The organism is Streptomyces sp. NPDC001157 (assembly GCF_053598255.1).
The window spans coordinates 159,609-176,925 of record NZ_JBSFJW010000006.1 but is presented as its reverse complement, the minus strand read 5'-3'; the positions used below and the strand labels follow the sequence as shown (position 1 = coordinate 176,925).

Here is a 17,317-nt window from a genome sequence, read left to right as displayed (position 1 = left end):
AGGAGGTTTGGGATGGGTGACAGCCCCAACTGGACGGCCGCGCCTGCCGCGGCCGAACGGGCCCGGTCGGTACTCGCGGCCGCCTGGTCCTGCGCGGTGACCGCGGACGGCGGTCGCGAGGAGTTCGTCGGCGCGCACCGCGTGGACGAGGACGGTCGGGTGCTGCTGCAGGTGCCCGAGGACAGCGTCCTGCTCGCTGCCGCGATCTGCGCACCCCGCGGAGAACCCCATGCGGTGCTGGAGTTCGCCGACGTCGCTCCCGTCCCGGTACGCCACCGCATCCGCGCCCGGCTCTGGCTCGCCGGGTACTTCCTCCCCGAGGACGGCCACCTGGCGCTCCGGCCCACCCGGATCGTGCTCCGGCAGCCGTCCGGGGCCGTGTCCGTCGACCTCGACGAGTTCGCCGCCGCCGAACCCGACCCGCTCGCCCTCGCCGAGGCGCACCTGCTCACCCACCTCGCCGACTGCCACCCGGACGCCGTCGAGCGGCTCAGCCGGCTCGTCGACCACGAAAGTCTCCACGGCGCGGTCCGCGTCCAGCCCGTCGCCGTCGACCGGCACGGACTGACACTGCGCATCGAACGCAACCGCGCCCACGGCGACGTACGACTGCCGTTCCACGCACCAGCCGACGACGTCGGACAGCTCACCGAACGCATGCACGCCCTGCTCACCCGGGCGAGCGCCGCCTCGTGTCCGCGCACCCTACAGCGGCAGCGCACAGACGGCGACGGGTGAGACGAACGGCTCGCCCGCGAGCCGCAGGTCACCGCTCTTGCCGTCCACGTGGAAGACGCTGACCGTGCTGGACTTCTGGTTCGCTGTGAACAGCAGACTCCCGTCCGGAGAGAAGGCGATCTGGCGCGGGAAGTCACCCGACACCGGCACCGTGCCGAGCAGCCGCAGCCGGGCGCCGTCCGCCTCGACGGCATAGCGCGCCAGGCTGTTGTCGCCGCGGTTGGCGAGATAGGCGTAGGAGCCGTTCGCGGTCACCAGGATCTGCGCCGGGTAGTTGGTGCCCGGGCCCGAGCCCGTGGACTGCGGTTCGCCGATCGTCAGCCGCCCGGTGGCGGGCTCGTACGCGCAGACCGCGACCGTGTCGTCGACCTCGTTGGCCAGATACGCGTACCGCCCGCCGGGGTGGAAGGTGAGGTGGCGCGGACCGGCACCCGGCCGGGTGTGCGCCTGCGCGACCTCGGTGAGGGTGCCCCGCCGCTCGTCCAGTCGGTAGGTGTAGACGGTGTCCGTGCCCAGGTCGACGGCGAGCACATGGCTGCCGTCGGGGCTGGTGATGAACTGGTGGGCGTGCGGGCCCTGCTGGCCCGGTCCGGGTGCCGGAGTCGAGTGCGTGACCACGTCCGTGCGCTCGCCCGGTGCGCCCGACTTGTCGACCGGATGCACGGCCACACTGCCCGAGGTGTAGTTGGCGCTCAGCAGCCAGCGGCCGCTCGGATGCACGGAGAGATGGCACGGTCCCGCCCCGCCGGTGCTGCGGGCGCCCAGGATCTTGCGGTCGGCCAGGCGTACGGCGGTCACCGCCCCGTCGTCGTGCTCGTTCACCATGTACAGCGTGCGGCGGTCCGGGTGGATCGCGAGATACGACGGGTTGACGATGTCCGTCAGCGTTCCGGTGCCGGTGATGCGGCCGGAGGCGGGGTCGTACGTGGCGAGGCCGACACCCGTGCCGCCGCCCTCGACCGTGGTGTAGGTGCCGAGGTAGAGCGGCTGGGGTCCGGCGGACTTCTTGGCCGGGTGCGGGGCGGAGGGCTTGGTGGTCGGCTGCTGCTCGGCAGTGGGCGCCGCCTGCTCGGGGCGTGCGGCGGTGTGGGCGGACGCGTTCTTGGGCGGTGCGGGTGCCGGCAGTGCCGTCACCGCCGCCGCTCCCGCGAGCGCGCCGACCAGGCGGCGCCTGCTCCAGGAGCCGCCCGCCGCTCCTGTCCCACTGCCCATGTCCACACCTCAGGTGGTCGCTCGCCTCGTTCGTGACAAGCCACCATGACCCGTGCCGGCCGCTGTCCGCAAGAACGGCAACAGGCGTTGCGCAAGGTGCAATGATCGCGGTTCTACCAGTCGCCGTCCTCCACCGGCTTGCCCGGCGCGTCCTTCAGCGGCTTGACCTGCTGCGGCGTCGGATCCTGCCAGGGTTCGTGGTCGTCGCCCAGCCAGTCGCCGACCGGTTTCACGCCCTCCAGCGCGTCCGTGGGTGCGAGATCCTCCGCGTCCTGGTCGTAGTAGTCGTACCAGGGCAGCCCGGCCCGGGTGTACTCCGCACGGTTCACGGGCGACGGCGGGGGAGCCTCACCGGTGATGCGGCGCCACTCCGGAGGGGGCACCAGGTGCACGAACACCCGCCCGGCGGGTTCCTCGACCCAGTCCCCGAGCGGCCGGTCGTCCCGGTAGACCTCCTGCCGCATCGAACCGCCGACGCCGAGCCCCATGGCCGCGGCGAGGCGCGCACGGCCCGCCGGAGCCGCCACCGGACCGCCCGGCGCGGCCGCCGCCATGGGCAGCGCCGCCCCATACCCCCCGGCCGACATGCTCGTGCGTCGTAGCTCCGAGCGGCGCCGCTCCTCCTCGCGCCACTCGGCCAGCTTCGCCTCGCGCAGCGGGAAGGACTGAAGCTGCACACCGCCCCAGGTCTCCTCGCCCGTGACCTGGCCCTCGACGGTCGCCCCCAGGCCCAGCGGAACCGCCACGAACTGGCGGACGGTGCCCTTCCCGGAGTTGATGCCGTCCAGCCAGGGCTGGCGGGGCAGCACGAGGTAGTTCTGCGGTTTCCGGGACAGCCGGTCGCTCCACGGCTTCCCCGAGACCGCACACACCTTGCCGACCCCGACCTGCAGGGCGGCCGGCTCCACGGTCCCGCCGAAGCTCAGCCACATCGCCTCCCGCAGATACACCGGCAGCATCACACCGCCCCGCGCACGCCACTGCTCGGGCACCGTGTCCGGGAAGTCCGCGACTCGGCGCACCGGGAACTCACCCAGTCCCGGCGGCAGGGGATGGGTGCCCGTCTCGGGCAGCCGCAGGGTGCGCACGAACCGCACCGCCACACCGCCCGGCAACCGCAGGGTGTTCCCGTCGATCCGCACGCTCGTGTCCGTCATCCGCCCGCCCCTTTGTACCCGGCCCCGGAACGTGCGCCGCTCCGGTGACTCCGTCACCTAGAACGACGCTCGGCGCCCTCAGGGTTCCTGCGCAGCACCTCCGGAACCCGCAGCCGCTCGGAGTCGCGCAGGCTCTCCCGCAGCCTGGTCAGCCGCGGCATCCGCTCGCCCTGCTCGCGGGACGTGCGGTCCAGCTCCTCGAAGAGGCGGCGCGAGCGGTGCTCGGTGTCCATCTCGTCGAGGATGCGGTTGACCTCGGTCAGCACGGCGCCGTACAGCTGCCAGCTGCGGGTGTCGCGCTGGACCTCCTCCAGCAGCAGCTGGGCCAGCTTGTCGCGGGTGGCCGCGGCCTGCCGCAGCTCCGCCGCCAGCCGGGACTCCGCCGACTCGGCGCTCGCACTGACGTGACTGGTGACCAGCACCGCGAAACTGACCACGGCGTCGGCGATCTCCGACAGCAGCAGCTCCACGGCAGCCCCGGTCTCCGGCGCGAACAGCGGCTCGGGATCGCGTTCCTTGGCGAGGTCGGTGAAAGTGCGTGCCAGCACCCGCAGCACCACCGTGCAGATCTCCAGGGTGTCCAGCCCCGTCCGCAGCACCACCCGGTGCAGCAGGCCCTCCCGCACGCGGGGATTGAGCCGCAGACTGTCCTCGGCCTGCCTCAGGGCCGCGTCGACCTCGACGATGTCGTGATCCAGCCGGCGTGCCTCGTACAGCCGCTGCGTCGCCCGCTCGACGGGCGTACGGCCGGCGGCCTCCTCGCCCATGCGCAGCATCAGCTGCCGCACCCGGCGGGCCAGACCCTCGATCGACTCGCCGGCCTCGTCCACCCACACGGGCGGCGCGAGCAGCAGATTGCAGCCGAACCCGACGACCGCCCCGATCAGTGTCTCCACCACCCGGGCCCAGGCCGTGTCCCCATGGGTCGTCACCCCGAGCACCAGCATCGCGCTGATCGCCACCTCGGGCACGTACTCCTCGACCCGCACCAGCCGTCCCACCGCCAGCGAGGCCACGATCAGCAGGGCCAGACTCCACCACGTCAGACCCACCAGAAGACTGAACGCGATGGCGACGAGGACGCCCGCCACGACCGAGTTCACCCGGCGAATGCCGTTGGTGAGAGTGGCGTACAGAGTGACCTGGACGACCAGCAGCGCGGTCAGCGGAGCGGTGAGCGGTGCCGGCTCGGGGCTGAGGCGCAGTGCCACGACGTACGCGATCGTCGCCGCGGCAGCCGCCCGCAGGGTCTGCACGACCATCGGGTCCCGGCGGCGCTTCACAAAGCGCACGAGGGACGCCGTCCACTCACGTACATCCAGCATCCTCGGGCCGTGCCCCTTCCTGTCCTTTTCGTGTACTTGAGAACCCTGTCATTGAGGACCGTAACTGTCCGCAAGGCAGCCTAGATTGTTCATGTCGGTCGAAGGGTGACAGGAGAGGAACAATCGTGGGGCACACCCAGGGCATCGAGGTTCTCACGCGGGCGCACGCTTATCTCGCCGAGGTGGTCGCCGGAGTGCCGGAGCGGGCGTGGGGAGCACCCACGCCGTGCAGCGAGTGGACGGTACGGCAGGTCCTCAACCACGCGCGGATCGACCAGCAGGCCTACGGCCTCGCGATCACCGGGGGCCGCCCGGACTCCGACCCGTTCCACCCCGCCGACGCCCTCGACGGAGATCCGGCGGCGGAGCTCGACAAGGTGCTGCGCGCGGTGGCGGACGCCTACGCGGGCCTGCCCGCCGACGCCGAGCAGGCACCGACGCCGCTGGGCCCCATGCCCGTGCCGCTCGCCGCGGCGGCTGCCGCCATGGACGCTGCCGTGCACGCCTGGGACATCGCGGTCGCCACGGGCCAGGACAGGCCGCTGTCGGGCGAACTCGCCGAGGGGATCCAGCCGGCGGCGGAGCGACTCGTCGATCATCTGCGGGACGCGTACCAGGTGTTCGCGCCCGCGCGTGAGCTCGCGCCGGGCTACGACAGCGCCGAGGCGCTGCTCGCCTTCCTGGGCCGCGACCCGCACTGGTCGCCTGCGGTGTCCTGACGCGCACGGCCGAGCGCACCCGAGACGATCGTCAGCAGACACAGCCCGATCAGCCAGTTCGTCACCGCCGAGAACTGGTTGACGACGAAGTCGAAGACCTGCCCGGCCAGCAGATCCACCAGCAGCGAGGCCCGCAGCAACGTGAGGCCTCGCACCCGGTCTCGGCGCAGCCGCGCCATCCCGGCCACGGCCAGCCCCAGCATCACCGCCGAGCAGACGACCAGCCCCGTCACCGCACCCCACTCAGGCTCGTGCCGCAGCCGCCCGGCCGCCAGGTCCCAGCCGACCCCGACCAGCAGCACGGCGCCCTGCAGCACGGTCCACCCGAGCGACACCCCGAGCGTCACGCGGTGCGCGAACAGCACGGAGACGACCCGACGGCCCCGGGCCACGAGATCCCGCACCGCATCCGGCACGCGCACCCGAGGTCGCTCCGGCGCCCCCTCCACGCACTCCAGCAACCCCACCAAGGCCATGTCCACGGGCCGCGTGGAGCCCTCCAACGCCCGTAGCGCCGACCGGCGTTGCCCCTCCGTCAGCCCCGATACGACACCGGAGAGGGCGACGTCGGCAGCGCGCGCCGTACGCGCCCGCGCCCCCGGCGGGCCGCCGCGCGGCACCAGCCACCGGCTCACCACCACCAGCCCGGCGAAGGCCAGATAGATCAGCCCGGCGGCCGGCCGGTAGAGATACCCGCCACCGTCACTGACCACCTTGCCGATCTCGTCTATGAACAACCCGAACCCCACCCCGCCGGCCATCGCGCCCCACAGCCGCACGCGCCGGCCGAGGAACACCAGCAGCACGACAAGCCCGGCGGCCATCAACAGCCCACCCCACAGCATGTGCGCAATGTGCAGACCGGTGCCGTGGCCGCCGAGTTTCGGATAGCCGGTGCGGGCCAGGAGCCACCGTGTCAGCAGCACGGTGGCGATGCCCGCCAGCAGGAACAGTCTCAGGTCGGCGCCGGCCGTCGCCGTACGAAAGGGCCTGCCGTGCCGCTGAGTCGTCATGTCGTCATGGTCGCTGTCGAGTCCTGCCGTGATCCATGAGGAAGACCCCCGTCCTCACCCCGTGGCTGTCCGCACCCCGGGAGGGAGGGCCACCGCCGGATGGCCCCACCACCTACCCGCACCCCTCGAACAAAATCGTGTTGGCGGCGGCCGACCTCTGAGTGATCTCATGAGGGGGCCTCAGGGGAGCTCGGGGTGCTTCGGCACCGGTTCGAGAAGGGGAACGGGTGGATTTCTGGAATGTCGGCTCACCGCGGGCGCGGCAGGCGCTGCGCCATGTCGCCGCCCGCTCGTCGGGACCGGCCCTCGGGCCCGACCTGCGGATCACACTGAACTTCCACCCCGACCGGCTCACCGGCGGGCTGCCCATCCTCCAGGCGCTGGCCCAGGACGGCGCCTACCACTCGCAGTTCGTCACCGGCACCAGCAACGGAGGGCTCACCGCACATCCCGGCGGTGACCGCTGGCGCTGGGAGAGCCGCATCTTCGGCGGCGCCTACGACGACGCCGACCCGCACGAGAGGCCGGTGTACGGCGCGCTGAACTTCCGGCGCCAAGTGGTCGGCGCCGCCCCGCGGTTCGGCTCCTCGCACTTCCGGCTCACCGCCGAGTCCCTCGCCCGCACCACCTTCTGCTACCCCGACAGTGCGGCCGAGCCGGCCGACTTCGGGGTGGCTGCCGGCATGTCGCTGATCGCGCTCGCCGAGGCCGACGAGCAGGACGCCCTCAACGACTACATCGAGGCCCAGGTCCACGGAGGTGTCCTCCTCGCCGCACACATGGAGGCCCTCGTCCTGGACGAGAGCTACCGCGGCACGCCCGTCGAGGCCGCCGCCCGTCTGCTGCCCTGCCCCGTCGAGTGGCACCCCGGCTACCGGTTGAGCGTGGAGGAGTTGCGAGAGCACGCCGGCTACCGGGGGGCCGAGTACATGGAGCTGGCCGCCCGGATCGCCGAGGACGGCCACGTCGACCCGCGGATCATCGGCGACGCCGCCCGCACCGGCCGCCACGAACTGCAGGATCTGAAGATGGTCTGGCACACCCTCGCCCGCTTCGGCGCACCCGAAGGGGCGGGCACCGCCTATGCGCCCGGCGGCCACACTCCGGGAGTGAGGACGCCGAGCGCATAGGCGCGCGCGACGAGTTCGGTACGGTTCGACGCGCCCCAGCGCGCCGACAGCCGCCGCAGGTGATAGGTGACGCCGTCCGTGCTGAGGCCGGTCTCCTTGGCGGCCCTGGCGGTGGTGGCGCCCCCGGCGAGCAGCGCCAGGATGCGCGCCTCCACGGGCGCGACCCGCACGGGCTCCTCGCCCAGTGGCTCGCGCTCGCCCCGCACCCGCAGCATCACCAGCAGGGCGGGCGTCTCCTCCACGGTGTCGCTGACCGGGTCGGCGGTCAGCTCCCCGAAACGCTCGCCGCCGCCCGGCCCCTCCCAGCACACCGACACCTGATACCGCGACCGGTGCCGCAGCCGCAGCGCCTGCGCGATCCGCTTCACCTGCGTGACCTCCTGCGGCCGGAACAGCTCCAGCACCTCCCGGCCGCGCAGCCTTCCCGGAGTCGTACCGCACTCGGCCGCCATCGCCGGGTTGGCCAGCAGGACGGCGCCGTACGCATCGCACACCGCGACGGGCACGGAGACCCGGTCGAAGAGCGTCAGGGCGCGGTTGCGCCACATCACGGCCTCCCGACGGCCCTCTTCCACCACAACCTCCTGCCACCCGGCACGACGGCGACACGCACTGCATGCGCTACACAATCATGTGGCGAGCCAGGCCGCGTGGTCCGGTGCCAGCAGGCCGTCCACCGTCGAGCCGCTCGCCAGCAGGACCGAGGTGTGCTCGGGCAGCCGGTACGGCTCGGCCGAGAGGTTCACCACGCACACGAAGCCGGGCTCGCGGCGGAGGGCGAGGACCCCGGCCGGGGCGTCGAGCCAGCTCAGGCCGCCGTCGCCGAGGGCCGGGTGGTCGCGGCGCAGGCGCAGGGCGGCGCGGTACAGCTCCAGCATCGAGCCCTCGACACCGTCCTGCGCGGCCACGCTGTGATCCGCCCAGGCGTCCGGCTGCGGCAGCCAGGGCTGGGCCGTCGTGCCCTCCGGGCTGAAGCCGTACGGGGCGCTGCGCCCTGACCACGGGATCGGCACCCGGCAGCCGTCGCGCCCGCGGTCGGTGTGCCCGGAGCGCTCCCACACCGGATCCTGGAGGACGGACTCGGGCAGGTCCTCGACCTCCGGCAGCCCGAGCTCCTCGCCCTGGTAGATGTAGGCGCCGCCGGGCAGCGCGAGCATCAGCAGGGCGGCGGCGCGGGCCCGCCGGGTGCCCAGGGCCAGATCCACGGGGCCCTCGGGTCGGTAGGGCTCGTTGGCGACCCAGCGCCGGACCACTTTGCGGCCGTAGCGGCTGGGGTGGCGCATCACGTCGTGGTTGGACAGCACCCAGGTGGCCGGGGCGCCCACCGCGCCGAGCATGGCGAGGGAGTCGTCGATGACGGCCCGCAGGTCCTTGGCGTCCCAACTGGACATCAGGAAGTCGAAGTTGAACGCCGTGTGCAGACCGTCGCGGCGGACGTAGGCGGCGAGCCGCTCCGGGGTGTCCGCCCAGGCCTCGGCGACGAAGGAGCGGTCACCGGGGAACTCGTCGGCCACCCGGCGCCAGGCGCGGTAGATGTCGTGCACCTCGTCCCGGTCCCAGTGCGGGTGGTCGAGGTGTTGCCGCGGCCCGTCGGGTGCCGCTTCCGGGCGCGGCGGCAGGTCGGGCAGCTCGGGATGCTTGATCAGCCCGTGCGCCACGTCGATACGGAAGCCGTCCACGCCGCGGCTGAACCAGAACCGCAGGATCGACTCGAACTCCGCCCGCACGTCCGGGTGTTGCCAGTTGAGGTCCGGTTGCTCCGGGGCGAACAGATGCAGATACCACTCCCCGTCGGGCAGCCGGGTCCAGGCCGGGCCGCCGAAGCAGGACACCCAGTCGTTGGGCGGCTCGGCGCCGTCCGCCCCGCGGCCGGCCCGGAAGACGTAGCGCTCCCGCTCCGGACTGCCCGGTCCGGCAGCCAGCGCCGCCTGGAACCAGGCGTGCTGGTCGGAGGTGTGGTTGGGCACGATGTCGGGGATCACGCGGATCCCGTGCCGGTGTGCCTCGTCGATGAGCAGTTCCGCCTCGGCGACCGTGCCGAACAGCGGATCGATCTGACGGAAGTCGGCGACGTCGTAACCGTGGTCAGCCATCGGCGACTTGTACCAGGGGTTGATCCAGATCGCGTCCACGCCGAGCGACTTCAGATACGGCAGCCGGGAGCGGATGCCCGCGATGTCGCCGACGCCGTCGCCGTTGCCGTCGGCGAAACTGCGGACGTAGACCTGGTAGATGACGGCGTCGCGCCACCAAGGTGCGGTGCTGGTGGACATAGGGGTGCGTACTCCTCGTGCATCAGTGGGGTACATCAGTGGGGTAGGGGCTACTTGGCCGCGCCCGCCGTGAGGCCGGCCACGATGCGGCGCTGGAACAGCAGCACCACGATCACGAGCGGAACGGTGACCAGGACTCCCGCGGCCATCTGGCTGCCGAACGGCGTCTCGAACTGGGTCGCCCCGGCGAACTTGGAGATCGCGACGGGCGCGGTCTGGATGTCGGGCTTGTTGGTCATCGACAGCGCGATGAGGAACTCGTTCCAGGCGGCGATGAAGGTGATGATCGCGGTGGTGAAGATGCCGGGTGCGGCGAGCGGAATGATGACGCGGCGGAAGGCCTGAGCACGGGTGCAGCCGTCGATCATGGCCGCGTGCTCCAGTTCGTCGGGCATCTGCCGGAAGAACGCCGTCAGGTTCCACACCGCGAGCGGCAGCGTGAAGGACAGGCTCGGCACGATCATCGCCTGGTAGGTGTTGATCCAGCCGAAGCCGACGAACATCTTCAGCAGCGGCACCACGATCGACACCACCGGGAACATCGACGTGGCGATGATGAGCGTCAGCACGAACCGTTTGAAGCGGAACTCCAGCCGCGCCATCGCATACGCCGTGAACGTCGCCAGCAGCAGTGCACACACCGTCGTGATGCCCGCCACGACAAGGCTGTTGAACAGAGCACGGGTGAACTTCTCTGACGGGTCGAGCACGGCACGGTAGTTCTCGAACGAGATCCGCGCCGGGAACAGGGAGTTGTCGAAGATGTCCGAGGTGCGGCGCAGGCTGGAGACCAGCATCCAGTAGAAGGGCGCCAGACAGTAGGCGACGACCGCGGCGACCCCGAGCCAGAGCAGTGCTCTGCGCAGGACCGGATGCAGGGTGGTGGGGTTCATGCGGCCACCTCCTTGTGGCGGCGCGGCACCACATCGGCGCCCAGCAGCCGCACGAACGCCAGCGCGATGAGGAAGACATAGACGAAGAGGATCACCGCGTAGGCGGCGGCCGGCCCGAACCGCACGTTCGCGGCCTGGTCCTGGGCGAGCATCGACAGCGTCTCCACGGACGTCTTCTGCGCGCCGATCAGGATGTACGGCAGGTCGAACATGCGCAGCGCGTCGAGCGTGCGGAACAGCACGGCAACCAGCAGCGCCGGCTTGACCAGCGGCAGCGTGATGCTCCAGAACTGGCGCAGCGCGCCCGCCCCGTCCATCCGGGCCGCCTCGTACACCTCCTTGGAGATCACCTGGAGTCCGGCCAGCACCAGCAGCCCGATGAACGGTGCCGTCTTCCACACATCGGCCACGACGACCGCGACCTTCGCGTGGAACCCTTCGGTGGTCCACAGGATCTGACGGCCGATCAGGGCGTTGGCCACACCGTCGCTGTTGAAGATCCAGCGCCACAGCAGACCCGTGACGGCGGTGGGGATCGCCCACGGCACCAGGATGGACGCGCGGACGACCGCCCGACCGCGCAGCGCACGGTGCATGATCAGCGCCATCGCGATGCCGAGCACCGTCTCCAGGGCGACCGTGGTGACGGTCAGGAAGGTCGTGTTCCAGAAGGCGTTCCAGAACCGGTCGCCCGCCGCCCCGAAGATCGCGGTGTAGTTGTCGGCGCCGACGAACGGGTCATGGTCGCGCACGAACCCGGTCCTCGGGTCGAGGCCCGGGGTGCCGTAGAACGAGTCCTTCAGCGCCACGATCGTCGGATACAGCACGACGACGGCGAGGACCAGCAGCGTCGGCGAGACCAGGAGGGCGGCGATCCTGCCCTCGCCGGAGTCGGCCGTGCGGCGGCGGCCCGGGAAGGCGCGACCGACGGCGGGTCCGTGCGTCTTCGCTTCCGGCCGGTCGAGGCTCTCGGGCGGGTTGTGGGTGGTCACCATGTCGTGTCTCCTCACTGCCCCGCCGCCTCTTGCTGCAGGTCCCTCTGCAGGTCCTTGAGCGCGCTCGCGCTGCTCTTGGCCCCGGTCAGCGCGGCGAACGCCTCCCGCTGGACGGCGGCGGTGACATCGCCGTAGCCGAAGACCCGCGGCCGCGGCACCGCGTGCAGGATCGACTGCTTCAGGACGGGCAGGTACGGATACTTCTTCACGAGGCGCGGATCCTGGTACAGGGCCTGGTAGGTGGGAGCGGCCGGCGCGTAGTTCAGCGCGAAGCGCTGCGTCTCCTGGCTGGTGAAGAACCGGATGAAGTCCAGCGCCGTCGCCTTGTTCCTCGCCGAGGCGGACAGCGCCAGGTTGTGGCCGCCGAGGCTGGAGGCGCCGGGCCCGTTCAGTCCGGGCAGCGGTGCGACGGCGAACTTGCCTGCGACCTTGCTGGAGCCGTCCTTCTTGTTCGTCAGCGGATACATGTACGGCCACTGCCGCTCGAAGACCAGCTTCCCGGACTGGAAGGCGCGGCGGGCGTCCTCCTCCTGGTAGGTGGCGGCCTCCTTGGGGATGGTGCCGTCCCGGAAGGAGCGGACCAGGAAGTCCAGGCCCTTCCTGGCCTGCGGGGTGTCGAGGTGCGGGCGTCCCTGGGCGTCGGTGACGACCCCACCCGCGGAGTTCACCGCCTCGGCGAAGTTCACCGTCAGGCCTTCGTACTTCTGGAACTGGCCCGCGTAGCAGGACACGCCCTTGGCCGCGGGCAGCCTGCGCACCTCGGCGCAGTCAGCCTTCAACTCGGCCCAGGTGACCGGCGGTTGAGCGATACGGGCCTGCTGGAGCAGATCGGTGCGGTAGTACAGCATGCCGCCGTCCGAGCTGGCCGGGACGGAGTAGAGGCCGCCGCGGTACATGCCGGTCGCAACGATCGGCTTCAGCATCTCGCCCAGCGGGAAGCGGTCCTCGGGCAGCCGGTCCACCCACCGGTGCGCCGCGAACTCCGAGGTCCACACGACATCCAGGGACAGCACGGTGAAGGCGTCCGACCTCGTCGCCGCGTTCTGGATCATCTGCTGCCGCTGGGCGTCGGGATCGGTGGGCAGCTGGACGAAGGTGACCTTCTCGCCCGGGTGCAGCTTGTTCCACCGGTCGAGCACCGCCTGCACGGTCCCGGTGTTGTCGGCACCGGCGACATAGGTGATGGGGCCGCGGCCGGTACTCGACACGGAGCCGCCGCCGGTGCCGCACGCGGCAACGGCGGCCAGCCCCGCGCACAGTGCACCGGAGCGCCGCAGCGCTCTGGTCTTCCTCTTCTTCAAGGTCACTCCTGGGCAGCGATTGCAGAGAGAAACATGCAGCTCAAATGGCATTTGGATGAGATCTGCTCAAGTGGATGAGTCTCGACGAGACAACGCTTGCAAGCTAGGAGCAAGCCAGAGGGATCGTCAATGCGTTACGCGCAAGTAATGCCGTGACAGCGCTGTCACAAACTGAGCCGGGCCGGTGCACGCCTGTGCTAACGTCCGCCCATGCCTGCAGCTCAACGACACCCCACGATGGCCGATGTCGCCGAACGGGCCGGGGTCTCCGCATCCACCGTCTCCCGCACGCTGCGCGGACTGTCGAGCGTTTCGCCGGACGTCCGCGCCCGCGTCGAACAGGCCGCCCGCGAGCTGAACTTCGCCGTCTCCCGGCAGGCCTCCAGCCTGGTGACCGGCAGGACCGGCGTGGTGGCGGTGCTGGTGCCCACCCTCAAGTCGTGGTTCATGGGCTCGGCCCTGTCCAGCCTGGGCCCGCTGCTGCGCGCCGCGGACATGGAGCTGGCCCTCTATGTGATACCCGACCTGGCCGAACGCGCCTCGTTCTTCGCCCGGCTGCCGGCCCGCCGCAACGCCGACGCCCTGCTGGTGCACTGCTTCGACCTCACCGAGGAGGAGAGCGCACGACTGGACGACCTCGGGATGCCGGTCATCTACGTCAGCCAGCACGCCGAGGGACGCCCCAGCGTGTACGTCGACGACGCGGCCGGTGCCCTGAGCGGCACCCGGCACCTGCTGAACCTGGGCCACCGCCGCATCGCCTTCATGCAGAGCCCGGGCGCCACCGGCTTCTCCTTCAGCTCGCATGCGAGGCTGCACGGCTACCGGCAGGCGCTCGCCGAGGCGGGCATTCCCGTGGACGACTCCCTCGTGGTGGCCGCTCCCGCCGAGGACAAGCGTGCCGTCGCCGAGGCGCTCGGGCAGCTGCTCGGCCTGCGTGAGCCGCCCACCGCGGTCTTCGCCGAACAGGACGAGCTCGCCGCCACCCTGATCTCGACCCTGCGCAAGGCCAGGATCGAGGTACCCGATGCGATGTCCGTCCTCGGCTTCGACGACCAGCCGCTGGCCGAGTGGTTCGACCTGACCACGGTGGCCCAGTCGCCCTCCGAGATGGGCCGGGTCGCCGGCGAACTGGTCCTGCGGCTGATCAACGACCCCGAGGCGGACCACGAGCGGCACATCGTCCTGCCGACCCGCCTGATCCCGCGGGGCACGACCGCTCCGCCCTCCGGACCCCCGACGCAGGACGAGAACCCCTCCTGAGGGCTTCCGCAAGCCCCCGGGCACGTTCTTGACTACACGATCATGTAGTCCCGTGGCGCGGACGGCCGGGTCCGCTCGACCAACCTTGAGCGCAGTACTCCCGTACCGCGAAAGGCAGTTGTCGCGCCATGCCCCCCACCGCCCAGACCCCCCACACCGCGGACACCCTCTCCGGCGTCCCTCTCGTCGACATCACCGCCACCGGACCCGGCCGCACCCCCATCCAGCAGCTCATGGACCTCATGCGCGAGCACGGCCCGGTCCTCGTACGGCGGCTGCACGGCCGGGACGCGCTGTTCGTCGGCGACCTGGACCTGGTGGCCGACCTCGCCGACGAGACCCGGTTCGCCAAGCATGTCGGGCCCGCGCTGGAGAACGTCCGCGAGTTCACCGCCGACGGACTGTTCACCGCGTACAACGACGAGCCCAACTGGGCCAAGGCGCACGACATCCTGATGCCCGCCTTCGCGCTCGGCTCGATGCGCACCTACCACCCCGTGATGGTCAAGGTCGCCCAGCGGCTCATCGCGTCCTGGGACCGCGCCGCCCGCGAGGGGCAGCCCGTGAACGTGCCGGACGACATGACCCGGATGACCCTCGACACCATCGGACTCGCCGGATTCGGCTACGACTTCGGGTCCTTCGGGCGCGACGAACCCCACCCCTTCGTCGAGTCGATGGTCCGCTGCCTGGAGTGGAGCATGACCCGGCTCGCCCGCACCCCGGGCCGCGACTACTCGGCCGCCGACGCCGCCTTCCGTGACGACTCCGCCTACCTCGCCCAGGTCGTCGACGAGGTCATCGCCTCCCGCGCGGGCACCGACCAGAGCGGCGCCGAGGACCTGCTCGGCCTCATGCTCACCGCCGCGCACCCGGCCGACGGCACCACCCTGGACACCGCCAACATCCGCAACCAGGTCATCACCTTCCTGATCGCGGGCCACGAGACGACCTCCGGCGCGATGTCCTTCGCTTTGTACTACCTCGCCAAGCACCCCACCGCGCTCCAGCTCGTCCAGCGCGAAGCCGACGCCCTGTGGGGGGACCGGGCCGACCCCGAGCCCACGTACGACGAGATCGGCAGGCTGACCTACACCCGCCAGGTCCTCAACGAGGCCCTGCGGCTGTGGCCCACGGCCGCCGCCTTCAGCCGCCACGCCCTCCAGGACACCCTGCTCGGCGGCCGGATCCCGCTGCGCGCCGGACAGGCCGTCACCGTGCTCGCCCCGATGCTGCACCGCCAGCCCGTCTGGGGAGACAACCCGGAGCTGTTCGACCCCTCCCGGTTCACTGCCGAGGCGGAGGCGGCCCGCCCGGTGCATGCCTTCAAGCCCTTCGGCACCGGCGAACGCGCCTGCATCGGGCGGCAGTTCGCGCTGCACGAGGCGACCATGCTGCTGGCGATGCTGGTGCACCGCTACCGCCTGCACGACCACGCCGACTACGCGCTGCACGTCAAGGAGACCCTCACCCTCAAGCCCGAGGGCTTCACCCTGACCCTCACCCCGCGCACCACCGCCGACCGCGAACACGGCGTCCTCCCCGGGGCCCGTCCGGCCGAGACCCCGCAGAGCCTCGACCCGCACACCCTCCCCGCTCGCGTCCGCCCCGGCACCGGCGTCCTCCTCCTGCACGGCAGCAACTACGGAACCTGCCGCGAGTTCGCCGCCGGGCTCGCCGACGAGGCCGCCGAGATCGGCTGCGAGACCGAAGTCGCACCGCTGGACGCCTACGCGGGCGGCCTGCCCACCGACCGGACCGTCGTCATCACCGCCGCCTCCTACAACGGCCGCCCCACCGACGACGCCACCGCCTTCGCCGCCCGGCTGGAGGAGACCCACGACCTCACGGACGTCACCTACGCCGTCCTCGGCGTCGGCGACCGCAACTGGGCCGCCACCTACCAGCACGTCCCCACCCGCATCGACGACCGCCTCGCCGAACTCGGCGCCACCCGTCTCGTCGACCGCGCCGCCGCCGACGCCTCGGGCGATCTCACCGGCGCCGTAAGGGACTTCACTGCCCGCCTGCGCACGGCCCTCCTCGCGCAGTACGGCGACCCGGACGCCACCGCGGTGGCCGACGAGCCCACCACGGCGTACGAGGTCCGCACCCTCACGGGCGGTCCGCTGGACGCCCTGGCCGAGCGGCACGGGCTGCTTCCCATGACGGTCACCGAGGCGTACGACCTCACCGCCCCGGGCCATGCGCGCCGCAAGCGCTTCGTCCGCGTCGCCCTCCCGGACGGCACCGCCTACCGCACCGCCGACCACCTCACCGTCCTGCCCGTCAACGCCCCGGCCCTCGTCGACCGCGCCGCCACCGCACTCGGCGTCGACCCCGACACCGTCCTCGACATCCGTGCCGCCCGCCCCCGCCGCGACGGCCTCGCCATCGACCGGCCTCTGACGGTACGTCAACTCCTCACCCGCCACGTCGAGTTGCAGGAGCGGCCGACACCCGCCCAGCTTGCCGCGCTCGCCGCCGCCAACCCCTGCCCGCCCGAGCGCACGGCCCTGGCCGCCCTCACCGGCGACGACCCGCGCACCCTCGTCGAGCTGATCGAGGACCACCCCGCGCTGCGCGGCGCCCTCGACTGGCCGCAGCTGCTGGAGATCCTGACCCCGCTGCGGCCACGCCACTACTCCATCTCCTCCTCGCCCGCCGTCGATCCCGGCCACGCCGACCTCATGGTCTCCCTGCTCGAAGCCCCCGCACGCTCCGGCAAGGGCGTGTACCGGGGGACCGGGTCGGGGTACCTGGTCACCGTCGCTCCCGGTGAGACGATCCTCGCCCGGGTCCAGCCGTGCCGGGAGGTCTTCCGACTGGACCACTCCGCTCCCGTGATCATGATCGCGGCGGGGACGGGTCTGGCTCCCTTCCGAGGAGCCGTCGCCGACCGCACGGCCGCCCTCGCCACGGGCGCCGAACTCGCCCCCGCCCTCTGCTACTTCGGCTGCGACGCCCCCGACGCGGACTTCCTGCACGCCGAGGAGCTGCGCACCGCCGAGAGCGCGGGCGCCGTCTCGATCCGGCCGGCCTTCAGCACCGCGGGCACCTTCGTGCAGCACCGCATCGCCGCCGAGGCCGACGAGGTCTGGCAGCTGCTCGGCGCCGGGGCCCGGGTGTACGTCTGCGGCGACGGTTCGAAAATGGCGCCGGGAGTGCGGGAGGCGTTCCGTACCCTGTTCCGGAAGCACACGCCGGACGCCGACGAGTCGGCTGCCGAGCGGTGGCTCGACGGGCTGGTGGGAAGCGGGCGTTACGTCGAGGACGTGTACGCCGCCGGGTGACGCGA

The 17,317-nt window shown here is 71.7% G+C and carries 14 protein-coding genes; 5 read left to right on the top strand and 9 right to left on the bottom strand.

Annotation, left to right across the window (positions count from 1 at the left end; translation table 11 throughout):
• The first annotated feature begins 12 nt into the window (after nt 1-12).
• A complete protein-coding gene (locus ACWDAG_RS13375; protein WP_450695726.1) occupies nt 13-738 on the top strand; it encodes a DUF2470 domain-containing protein in 726 nt (241 codons plus the stop codon).
• Here the strand turns inward: ACWDAG_RS13375 and ACWDAG_RS13370 are convergent.
• The 3 genes from ACWDAG_RS13370 to ACWDAG_RS13360 form a co-directional block, all read right to left on the bottom strand.
• Nucleotides 706-1,950, bottom strand: a complete 1,245-nt coding sequence (locus ACWDAG_RS13370) for a lactonase family protein (protein WP_450695725.1) — start codon at nt 1,948-1,950, stop codon at nt 706-708. The two genes, ACWDAG_RS13375 and ACWDAG_RS13370, sit on opposite strands and share 33 nt — an antisense overlap.
• A gap of 113 nt (nt 1,951-2,063) precedes the next feature.
• Entirely contained in the window at nt 2,064-3,107 is a 1,044-nt protein-coding gene (locus ACWDAG_RS13365; protein WP_450695724.1) for a hypothetical protein, read from the bottom strand.
• A 53-nt stretch (nt 3,108-3,160) separates the two neighbouring features.
• Nucleotides 3,161-4,432, bottom strand: a complete 1,272-nt coding sequence (locus ACWDAG_RS13360) for an FUSC family protein (protein WP_450695723.1) — start codon at nt 4,430-4,432, stop codon at nt 3,161-3,163.
• A gap of 125 nt (nt 4,433-4,557) precedes the next feature.
• On the opposite strand from ACWDAG_RS13360, the gene ACWDAG_RS13355 reads away from it, so the two are divergent.
• Entirely contained in the window at nt 4,558-5,151 is a 594-nt protein-coding gene (locus ACWDAG_RS13355) for a TIGR03086 family metal-binding protein (RefSeq protein WP_450695722.1), read from the top strand.
• Here ACWDAG_RS13355 and ACWDAG_RS13350 read toward each other — a convergent pair.
• On the bottom strand, nt 5,082-6,164 hold the full coding sequence (locus tag ACWDAG_RS13350; protein WP_450695721.1) for a hypothetical protein: 1,083 nt from the start codon (nt 6,162-6,164) through the stop codon (nt 5,082-5,084). The genes ACWDAG_RS13355 and ACWDAG_RS13350 overlap by 70 nt on opposite strands.
• A gap of 227 nt (nt 6,165-6,391) precedes the next feature.
• Between ACWDAG_RS13350 and ACWDAG_RS13345 the strand changes: the two genes are divergently transcribed.
• Entirely contained in the window at nt 6,392-7,294 is a 903-nt protein-coding gene (locus ACWDAG_RS13345) for a DUF3626 domain-containing protein (protein WP_450695720.1), read from the top strand.
• On the opposite strand, the gene ACWDAG_RS13340 is transcribed toward ACWDAG_RS13345, so the two are convergent.
• From ACWDAG_RS13340 to ACWDAG_RS13320, 5 genes are all read right to left on the bottom strand, one after another.
• The gene (locus ACWDAG_RS13340; RefSeq protein ID WP_450695973.1) at nt 7,246-7,842 is read right to left on the bottom strand and encodes a PAS domain-containing protein; all 597 of its coding nucleotides are present in this window, start codon (nt 7,840-7,842) and stop codon (nt 7,246-7,248) included. The genes ACWDAG_RS13345 and ACWDAG_RS13340 overlap by 49 nt on opposite strands.
• A gap of 81 nt (nt 7,843-7,923) precedes the next feature.
• Nucleotides 7,924-9,567: a glycoside hydrolase family 13 protein gene (locus ACWDAG_RS13335; RefSeq protein WP_450695719.1), complete on the bottom strand. Its 1,644-nt coding sequence runs from the start codon at nt 9,565-9,567 to the stop codon at nt 7,924-7,926.
• A gap of 50 nt (nt 9,568-9,617) precedes the next feature.
• Nucleotides 9,618-10,460, bottom strand: a complete 843-nt coding sequence (locus tag ACWDAG_RS13330; RefSeq protein WP_450695718.1) for a carbohydrate ABC transporter permease — start codon at nt 10,458-10,460, stop codon at nt 9,618-9,620.
• Complete coding sequence (locus ACWDAG_RS13325; RefSeq protein ID WP_450695717.1) at nt 10,457-11,455, bottom strand: carbohydrate ABC transporter permease; 999 nt, start codon at nt 11,453-11,455, stop codon at nt 10,457-10,459. The genes ACWDAG_RS13330 and ACWDAG_RS13325 overlap by 4 nt, the downstream gene beginning before the upstream one ends.
• Before the next feature lie 11 nt (nt 11,456-11,466).
• On the bottom strand, nt 11,467-12,756 hold the full coding sequence (locus ACWDAG_RS13320) for an ABC transporter substrate-binding protein (protein WP_450695716.1): 1,290 nt from the start codon (nt 12,754-12,756) through the stop codon (nt 11,467-11,469).
• A gap of 210 nt (nt 12,757-12,966) precedes the next feature.
• Between ACWDAG_RS13320 and ACWDAG_RS13315 the strand changes: the two genes are divergently transcribed.
• Together ACWDAG_RS13315 and ACWDAG_RS13310 are read left to right on the top strand one after the other, a co-directional pair.
• Complete coding sequence (locus ACWDAG_RS13315) at nt 12,967-14,019, top strand: LacI family DNA-binding transcriptional regulator (RefSeq protein ID WP_450695715.1); 1,053 nt, start codon at nt 12,967-12,969, stop codon at nt 14,017-14,019.
• Between the two features lie 128 nt (nt 14,020-14,147).
• On the top strand, nt 14,148-17,312 hold the full coding sequence (locus ACWDAG_RS13310) for a bifunctional cytochrome P450/NADPH--P450 reductase (RefSeq protein WP_450695714.1): 3,165 nt from the start codon (nt 14,148-14,150) through the stop codon (nt 17,310-17,312).
• Nucleotides 17,313-17,317 lie beyond the last annotated feature (5 nt).

Excerpts from the sequence above, each read along its gene's own strand:
- ACWDAG_RS13335 (WP_450695719.1), bottom strand. The coding sequence starts at position 9,567 with ATGTCCACCAGCACCGCACCTTGGTGGCGCGACGCCGTCATCTACCAG.
- ACWDAG_RS13330 (WP_450695718.1), bottom strand. The coding sequence starts at position 10,460 with ATGAACCCCACCACCCTGCATCCGGTCCTGCGCAGAGCACTGCTCTGG.
- ACWDAG_RS13365 (WP_450695724.1), bottom strand. The coding sequence starts at position 3,107 with ATGACGGACACGAGCGTGCGGATCGACGGGAACACCCTGCGGTTGCCG.
- ACWDAG_RS13370 (WP_450695725.1), bottom strand. The coding sequence starts at position 1,950 with ATGGGCAGTGGGACAGGAGCGGCGGGCGGCTCCTGGAGCAGGCGCCGC.
- ACWDAG_RS13350 (WP_450695721.1), bottom strand. The coding sequence starts at position 6,164 with ATGACGACTCAGCGGCACGGCAGGCCCTTTCGTACGGCGACGGCCGGC.
- ACWDAG_RS13360 (WP_450695723.1), bottom strand. The coding sequence starts at position 4,432 with ATGCTGGATGTACGTGAGTGGACGGCGTCCCTCGTGCGCTTTGTGAAG.
- ACWDAG_RS13375 (WP_450695726.1), top strand. The coding sequence starts at position 13 with ATGGGTGACAGCCCCAACTGGACGGCCGCGCCTGCCGCGGCCGAACGG.
- ACWDAG_RS13315 (WP_450695715.1), top strand. The coding sequence starts at position 12,967 with ATGCCTGCAGCTCAACGACACCCCACGATGGCCGATGTCGCCGAACGG.
- ACWDAG_RS13325 (WP_450695717.1), bottom strand. The coding sequence starts at position 11,455 with ATGGTGACCACCCACAACCCGCCCGAGAGCCTCGACCGGCCGGAAGCG.
- ACWDAG_RS13340 (WP_450695973.1), bottom strand. The coding sequence starts at position 7,842 with ATGTGGCGCAACCGCGCCCTGACGCTCTTCGACCGGGTCTCCGTGCCC.
- ACWDAG_RS13310 (WP_450695714.1), top strand. The coding sequence starts at position 14,148 with ATGCCCCCCACCGCCCAGACCCCCCACACCGCGGACACCCTCTCCGGC.